Source organism: Agromyces binzhouensis (assembly GCF_004135055.1).
GTDB classification, from domain to species: domain Bacteria; phylum Actinomycetota; class Actinomycetes; order Actinomycetales; family Microbacteriaceae; genus Agromyces; species Agromyces binzhouensis.
The window spans coordinates 1-1,347 of sequence record NZ_SDPL01000606.1; the positions used below are offsets into that span (position 1 = coordinate 1).

Here is a 1,347-nt window from a genome sequence, read left to right on the forward strand (position 1 = left end):
CCGTCGCCGACGGCCGCCGACGCATCCGCGCTCGCGTACGTCTCCATCGCGCACGGCACCGTGCGCGGCTACTACCGCGTGCTGTTCGAGGCGGGTCCCGTCGACGCCGCCGCGTTCGCGGCGCTCGCGGGCGTGTCCCGCCGCGAGTCGCAGCGCTGGCTGGCCGAGCAGCTCGAGCTCGGGCTGCTGCGTCCGGTCGCCCCGACCGTCGCCCCGGTCACCGAGGTGTACCTGCCCGGCGAGTTCGCGCCGGTGCTGCTCGACGGCCACGGACCGGCCGAGCTCGCCGCGGCGCGACGCATGTTCGCGGAGCACGCCGACGAGCTGCCCGAGGTGCTCCGCACGCTCTGGACGGCGACCGAGGATCCCGCCGACCACCTGTCCCGCGGCATCGGCCGTCTCTGGTCGCGGATGTTCGCCGGCGACCGCTGACCGGCCGACCCGGGCCCGGATGGTGGCCCGAGCATCCCTCGCCTTCCTAGACTGAGGCCGTGGAGGCCGCAGACCAGGTCATCCGGTACGCAGAGCACGACGGCGCGTCGGTCGCGTGGTCCGCGATCGGCCACGGTCCGCCGCTGGTGCTCGGCGGATGGTGGTGCAGCCACCTCGACCTCGACTGGCGGCAGCCCCGCTTCCGGCGCTTCGCGTCCGGTCTCGCGCAGGGTCGGACGATCATCCGGTACGACCGGCCCGGAACCGGTGCGTCCGATCGAGGGCGGATGCCGCCACGCACGCTCGACGAGGAGCTCGCCGTGCTCGAGGCGGTGCTCGCCGCCGCAGGGGTCGCGCGCGCGTCGCTCTTCGGCGCGTCGTCGGGCGGCGGCGTCGCGTCGCTCTTCGCCGCGCGGCATCCCGACGCCGTCGACCGCCTCGTGCTCTACGGCACCTATGCCCGAGGCGCCGACCTGGCGCCTCCCGCCGCGCGCGATGCCCTGCTCGCCGTCGTGCGGCAGCACTGGGGGATCGGCTCGCGCGTCCTCTCCGACCTCTTCGAGCCCGATGCGACGGCCGCGGAGCGCGACGAGTTCGTCGAGTTCCAGCGTCGTGCCGCGACGCCCGAGGCCGCCCTCGCCTCGCTCGCCGAGGTCTACGCGATGGACTCGACCGCGCACCTCGGCGAGGTCCGGGCGCCGACGCTCGTGCTGCACCGTCGTGAGGACCGCGCGATCGCGTTCGCGCTCGGTCGGGACGTCGCGGACCGGATCCCGCACGCCGGGTTCGTGCCGCTCCACGGCGAGGACCACTTCCCGTGGCGGGGCGACGCCGACGCGATCGTGCGGGAGACCCGTCGGTTCCTCGGCGACCGGGTCGAGCCCGCAGGCGACGCCCCGGCGGCCGCGCCCGGCG

The 1,347-nt window shown here is 75.8% G+C and carries 2 protein-coding genes; both read left to right on the forward strand.

The window, feature by feature from the left end:
• Positions 1 to 432, forward strand: a 432-nt coding sequence (locus tag ESO86_RS19430; protein WP_207207210.1) for a hypothetical protein, incomplete at its 5' end; no start/stop codon positions are given.
• A gap of 59 nt (positions 433 to 491) precedes the next feature.
• A partial coding sequence (locus ESO86_RS17065; RefSeq protein ID WP_129235972.1) for an alpha/beta fold hydrolase occupies positions 492 to 1,347 on the forward strand: 856 nt, incomplete at its 3' end.